The organism is Micromonospora sp. NPDC002411, assembly GCF_053592955.1.
The window spans coordinates 1-5,669 of the sequence record NZ_JBSFBM010000389.1; the positions used below are offsets into that span (position 1 = coordinate 1).

General features: G+C 71.6%; 6 protein-coding genes and 2 pseudogenes. 5 read left to right on the forward strand and 3 right to left on the reverse strand.

The window, feature by feature from the left end; all coding sequences use genetic code 11:
* From mshB to ACWCO3_RS30405, 3 genes are all read left to right on the forward strand, one after another.
* Window positions 1-771 (forward strand): N-acetyl-1-D-myo-inositol-2-amino-2-deoxy-alpha-D-glucopyranoside deacetylase (mshB, locus tag ACWCO3_RS30395; RefSeq protein WP_450013308.1); only part of this gene is annotated, 771 nt, incomplete at its 5' end.
* Between the two features lie 17 nt (window positions 772-788).
* On the forward strand, window positions 789-1,223 hold the full coding sequence (locus ACWCO3_RS30400; RefSeq protein ID WP_450013310.1) for a hypothetical protein: 435 nt from the start codon (window positions 789-791) through the stop codon (window positions 1,221-1,223).
* Between the two features lie 82 nt (window positions 1,224-1,305).
* Window positions 1,306-1,770 (forward strand): hypothetical protein, encoded by a 465-nt coding sequence (locus tag ACWCO3_RS30405; protein WP_145779056.1) that lies wholly within the window; start codon window positions 1,306-1,308, stop codon window positions 1,768-1,770.
* Between the two features lie 216 nt (window positions 1,771-1,986).
* Here the strand turns inward: ACWCO3_RS30405 and ACWCO3_RS30410 are convergent.
* Window positions 1,987-2,370: pseudogene (locus ACWCO3_RS30410) on the reverse strand (GNAT family N-acetyltransferase); the annotation flags it as partial.
* Here ACWCO3_RS30410 and ACWCO3_RS30415 point away from each other — a divergent pair.
* Window positions 2,367-2,546: pseudogene (locus tag ACWCO3_RS30415) on the forward strand (sulfate adenylyltransferase subunit CysD); the annotation flags it as partial. The pseudogenes ACWCO3_RS30410 and ACWCO3_RS30415 overlap by 4 nt on opposite strands.
* A complete protein-coding gene (locus ACWCO3_RS30420; protein ID WP_145786232.1) occupies window positions 2,546-3,841 on the forward strand; it encodes a sulfate adenylyltransferase subunit 1 in 1,296 nt (431 codons plus the stop codon). The pseudogene ACWCO3_RS30415 and the gene ACWCO3_RS30420, both read left to right, overlap by 1 nt.
* Window positions 3,842-3,948: 107 nt before the next feature.
* Here ACWCO3_RS30420 and galK read toward each other — a convergent pair whose 3' ends face one another.
* The gene (galK, locus tag ACWCO3_RS30425) at window positions 3,949-5,118 is read right to left on the reverse strand and encodes a galactokinase (protein WP_357930889.1); all 1,170 of its coding nucleotides are present in this window, start codon (window positions 5,116-5,118) and stop codon (window positions 3,949-3,951) included.
* Window positions 5,115-5,669: NAD-dependent epimerase/dehydratase family protein (locus ACWCO3_RS30430; protein ID WP_450013313.1), on the reverse strand; the 555-nt coding region annotated here is incomplete at its 5' end. The genes galK and ACWCO3_RS30430, both read right to left, overlap by 4 nt.

Genomic DNA, 5,669 nt, shown 5'->3' on the forward strand with positions numbered 1-5,669 from the left:
GTGCACGTCCCCGCGCTGTCCCAGCTCGTCGCCGCCGAGGCCGACCAGCTCGGCGGGTACCGGATCGCCGAGCTGACCGCCGCGTGCGCCGCCCTCGGCGTCAGTGACCACCGCTTCCTCGGCGGCGCCGGCCGCTACCGCGACTCGGGGATGATGGGGCTCGCGACCAACGAGCACCCCCGCGCCTTCTGGCAGGCCGACCTCGACGAGGCCGCGGGGCACCTGGTCGAGATCATGCGGGAGGTACGCCCGCAGGTGCTCGTCACGTACGACCCGAACGGCTTCTACGGCCACCCCGACCACATCCAGGCGCACCGGGTGGCGATGCGCGCCGTCGAGTTGGCCGCCGCCGAGGGCTGCGCCCCGCTCAAGGTCTACTGGACGGCGATGCCGCTCAGCGTGCTGGAGGCCGGGATGACGCAGTTCGCGGAATCCTCCGACAACCCGTTCGGCGGCATCGAGGACATCGCCGACCTGCCCTTCGGCACCCCGGACGCCGAGATCGCCGCCCAGATCGACGGCACCGACCAGCACCTGGCCAAGGAAGCCGCGATGCGGGCGCACGCCACCCAGATTCCGGCCAACTCCTGGCTCTACTCGATCGCCGGCAACTTCGGTGGCGAGTTCATGGGCGTGGAGTACTTCACCCTCGCCGTGGGCGAGAAGGGCCCGGGCGCCGGGCCGTACGGCTGGGAGGACGACCTCTTCGCCGGGCTGCCCGAGGAGACCGCCCCGGACCGGTCTCCGGTCGCGGCGGCCGGTCTCCGGTGACCTCGCCCGCCGCGTCGATGACGGTCGTGGACGACCAGACCGCCCCGCCTCCGGCGGGGCCGCCGCCGCGCCTGCTGGACATCGGCGTGCGGGTGGCCGGCGCGATCATCGTGGTGGTCGCCGGGGTGCTGACCGGGGTGCTGGAGTTGCTGCTCGCCACGGTCCGCGTCGGTGGTTACCTGATCGGCGTCTCGGCACTCATCGCCGTCGGCGCCAACATCGTGCTGAGCTGGTTCGCGTACGAAGCGGTCGGCCGCAGGTGGGCGGTGGCGTTGCCGGCGGTGCCCTGGTTCGCGCTGATGGCCGTGGCCGCTGTCCGGACCAGCGAGGGCGACCTGCTGCTGGCCGGAGACAACTGGGTCGGCCTGGCCATGATCGTGGCCGGCGCGATGACCTTCGCGGTGATGGGCTTCCGGCAGATCCTCGCCCCGACACACACGCTCGGCGGCTGATGACGTCACCCAGGTAGGAGTGGTAGATATTCCTGCCAGAGATGGGGGCCCCGCGACGGGGCGTACGGCGGGAGGTCCGGCGATGGACAAGCGGTGGCGTGACATCGGGGTGCTCGTTGCGGCCCTGTTCGCGGTGAACGTGATCGCCCGGCTGATCATCCGGTTCGGCTTCGAGGGCGACGACACCGCCGCCGACCGGGTGTCGTTGGCGATGTTCGCGGTGATCGGGCTGATCCTGGCGGTGGTCGCCTTCCGCTGGGGTGGTCGTCGGCCGCTGGCGGGCTGGGCCGCCGACATGGCCCTCGTGGTGCCGGTGGCGATGGTGTTGACCGTGCTGGTCGGGCCCCTGCTGATCGGTCACAACCCCTTCGCTGGCGGCGCGCCGACGTTCTTCGCCCAGATCTGGCTCTACCTGCTCGCCACCGGCGCAGGGTTGCTGGTCGGCTACCTGGTGCTCACCGCGCTCGGGCGCGACTACCGCTCGCAGCAGCTCAAGCGGTACGCCGAGGTGAAGGCCGCCAAGCCCCGCCGGGTCGTCCGCCGCTGACCCGGCAGCGTCGCCCTCGGCCCGCGTGCTCCCGGCCGGCGTGCCTCGGCCGGCGTGCTGGCGGTGATCGACTCGGGTTTCAGGAAGTCGCGGGGTCAGGCCGCATCGGATGGCCCGGTTTCCTTGAACGCGAGTGGATCACCGCCGAGAGCGGGTGCCGGGCGCGGCCGGGCGGGCCGAGGCCGAGCAGTCGGGGTCAGTGCGCGGCGACCGGGGTCAGTGCGGGGCGACCCGGGTCAGGTAGGTGTGGTGGGTGGTGAAGCCGAGCTGCCGGTAGAGCGTGACCGCCGCCGTGTTGTGCTGCTCGACCTGGAGGAATGCGTGTGTCGCGCCGGCCGACATGCCCCAGGTGGTCAGCTCGTGGATCACCCGACGGGCCAGGCCCTGTCGGCGTGCCGCCGGCACCACCTCGATCAGGCTGAGGCCCAACCAGCGCCCCTGGCCGGTCACCGTGCCCCGGCCGACAGCCACCAGCGTGTCGCCGACGTACACGTGGGCGAAGCGGACCTGGTCCACGGCGGTGAGCACGTGCCGGGCGGCCTCCGGTAGGCCGCCCTTGCGTCCGGCGGCGACTGCGAGCCAGTCCGCGCTCGGCGCGGTGGCGCACCGTCGGCGACGCCTCCTGCACCGCCGCGGTCCGTTCCGACGCGGACACCGTGGAGAAGGTCATCGAGGAGGTGGCGGCCACCCGGATCACCGAGCGCGGCGCGACCCGCGGTGACGACCGGGTCAGCGAGGCCGCCATGGAGGACCGTAAGCGGGAGGGCTACTTCTGATGACCACCGAGACCATGGCCCCGACCAGCGAGACGCGGTCGATGGACCTGCTGCGGTTCGCCACCGCCGGCAGCGTGGACGACGGGAAGTCGACCCTGATCGGTCGGCTGCTCTACGACACCAAGTCGCTCTTCACCGACCAGTTGGCGGCGGTGGAGGCGGTCAGCGCCGCCCGCGGTGACGAGTACACCAACCTGGCGCTGCTCACCGACGGCCTGCGCGCCGAGCGGGAGCAGGGCATCACCATCGACGTGGCGTACCGCTACTTCGCCACCCCGCGGCGCAAGTTCATCATCGCCGACACCCCTGGGCACATCCAGTACACCCGCAACATGGTGACCGGGGCGTCCACCGCCGACCTGGCGCTGATCCTGGTGGACGCGCGTAAGGGCCTGGTCGAACAGTCCCGCCGGCACGCTTTCCTGTGCTCCCTGCTGCGGGTGCCGCACCTGGTCCTCTGTGTCAACAAGATGGACCTGGTGGACTGGTCGCAGGAGGTCTACGAGCAGATCGCCGACGAGTTCACAGCGTTCGCCGCGAAGCTCGACGTACCGGACCTGACCGTGGTGCCGATCTCCGCACTGCGCGGTGACAACATCGTCGCCCGGTCGGAGAACATGCCGTGGTACGAGGGCCCGTCGCTGCTGCACCACCTGGAGCGGGTGCACATCGCCAGCGACCGCAATCTGGTCGACGTCCGGTTCCCGGTGCAGTACGTGATCCGTCCGCAGTCCACCACGGTGACCGACTACCGCGGCTACGCCGGCCAGGTCGCCTCCGGAGTGCTCAAGCCGGGTGACGAGGTGATGGTGCTGCCGTCCGGCTTCACCAGCCGGATCGCCGCCGTGGAGACCGCCGACGGTCCGGTCGCGGAGGCGTTTCCGCCGATGTCCGTGACGGTACGACTGGCCGACGAGATCGACATCTCCCGGGGTGACCTGATCTGCCGCCCGAACAACGCACCGGCGGTCGCCCAGGACATCGAGGCGATGGTCTGCTGGATGGACGAGACGGCCCCGCTTCGGGTCGGCGGCCGGTACGCGATCAAGCACACCACCCGCTCGGCGCGGGCGATCGTACGTGGGCTGCACTACCGGTTGGACATCAACTCGCTGCACCGCGACGAGTCGGCCGACGAGCTGCGGCTCAACGAGATCGGTCGGGTGCGGCTGCGGACGACGGTGCCGCTGCTGGCCGACGAGTATCGGCGCAACCGCACCACCGGAGGCTTCGTCATCATCGACGAGACCACCAACCGCACGGTGGGCGCCGCGATGATCGTCGAAGCCAGCTGACCACCCCAACCCTGGGGTTCCCGGCCCCCGGCTCGTCCGGTGATCAAGAGGTTTGCGTCAAAATCCGAGCCCGGACTGACGCAAACCTCTTGATCACCTGCAGTGGGTCAGGGGAGGCGGGTGGCACCGGGGGACGGTAGGACCGTCACGGTGCCGGGGGTGGTGAAGCCTCGTTCGGCGTACGCGGCCTTGACGGCGGCGGCGACCTCGTCGGCGCGGTCCGCCTCGACGAGGGCGAGGACACAGCCTCCGAAGCCGCCACCGGTCATCCGGGCACCCAACGCGCCAGCCGCCAACGCCGCCTCGACAGCGGTGTCGATCTCCGGCACGGTGATCTCGAAGTCGTCGCGCATCGAGACGTGTGAGGCCGTGAGCAGCGGTCCGATGTCACGGACCCGGGCGGCGCGGAGCAGCGCCACAGTGTCCAGCACACGCTGGTCCTCGGTCACCACGTGCCGGACCCGTCGCCTGGTCTCGTCGTCGTCGAGTTGTGCCAGCGCGGCGTCGAGCTGGTCGACGCCGACGTCTCGCAGCGCGGCGACGCCGAGGGCGCTCGCCCCGGCCTCGCAGGAGCGGCGGCGGGCAGCGTACTCGCCGTCGGCGTGCCGATGTGGCGCTCGACTGTCGATGACCAGGACCGCCAGCCTGGCGGCGTCCAGGTCGAACGGGATGTGCTCGACCGACTCGTCCCGGCAGTCCAGGAAGAGGGCGTGCCCGGCGCGGCAGCGGATCGCGGCGGACTGGTCCATGATGCCGGTCGGCGCACCGACGTAGACGTTCTCCGCCCGCTGCGCCAACCGGGGCTGCCGCTCCGGGGACAGCTCCAGCCCACCGAGGTCGAGCAGGGCGGCCAGCACTGCAGACTCCAGTGCGGCCGAGGAGGAGAGCCCGGCGCCCAGTGGCACGTCGGAGGCGATCGCCAGCCGGGCGCCCGGCACCTGGTGGCCTGCCTCGCGGAGCGCCCAGACCACCCCGGCGACGTACGCGCCCCAGCCGGTCACCCGACCTGGCTCGGCGACGTCGTCCGCGCCGAAGGTGATGGTCTCGTCGGACAGCTCGGACCAGACGGTCCACTGCTCGCCGTCCTGCCGGTCGGCGGCGACCACCGTCCGCAGCGGCAGGGCGAAGGGCAGCACGAACCCCTCGTTGTAGTCGGTGTGCTCGCCGATCAGGTTGACCCGGCCGGGAGCCGCCCAGCGGCCGGCCGCGTCGCCGCCGTACTGGTTGGTGAAACCCTCGGCGGCCCGTGCGACGACGTCGCCGTTCGGGTTGGTCATGACTGCCCCAGGATGTGCTTGCCGTAGAAGGCCCAGGCGTCGCCGACCATGTCGTGCAGGGTCGGCTTCTGGGGCGTCCAGCCCAGCTCGTCGTGGGCCAGCGCGGAGGAGGCGACCAACTCGGCGGGGTCGCCCTCGCGGCGTGGCGCCACCTCGACCGGCACGGGTCGCCCGGTGACCTCGCGGACCACGTCGACCACCTGGCGGTTGCTGAAGCCGTTGCCGTTGCCGAGGTTGTAGATGCGGTGCTGGCCGGCGGTGGCGGCGTCCAGCGCCAGCAGGTGTGCCCGGGCGAGGTCGGCGACGTGGATGTAGTCGCGGACGCAGGTGCCGTCGACGGTCGGGTAGTCGTCGCCGAAGAGCTGGAGCTTCTCCCGCCGACCGGCGGCGACCTCCAGCGCGATCGGGATCAGGTGCGTTTCCGGGTCGTGGCGTTCACCCAGCGAGACGTCACCGTCGAGGTGCGCGCCGGCGACGTTGAAGTAGCGCAGCGAGACGGCGGCGAGCCCGTGCGCGACGGCCTCGGAGGTGAGCGCCATGTCGGCGGCGAG

Bases quoted from the DNA above. Each gene is read 5' to 3' on its own strand.
- ACWCO3_RS30420 (WP_145786232.1), top strand. From the start codon at position 2,546: ATGACCACCGAGACCATGGCCCCGACCAGCGAGACGCGGTCGATGGAC.
- ACWCO3_RS30405 (WP_145779056.1), top strand. From the start codon at position 1,306: ATGGACAAGCGGTGGCGTGACATCGGGGTGCTCGTTGCGGCCCTGTTC.
- ACWCO3_RS30400 (WP_450013310.1), top strand. From the start codon at position 789: ATGACGGTCGTGGACGACCAGACCGCCCCGCCTCCGGCGGGGCCGCCG.
- galK (WP_357930889.1), bottom strand. From the start codon at position 5,118: ATGACCAACCCGAACGGCGACGTCGTCGCACGGGCCGCCGAGGGTTTC.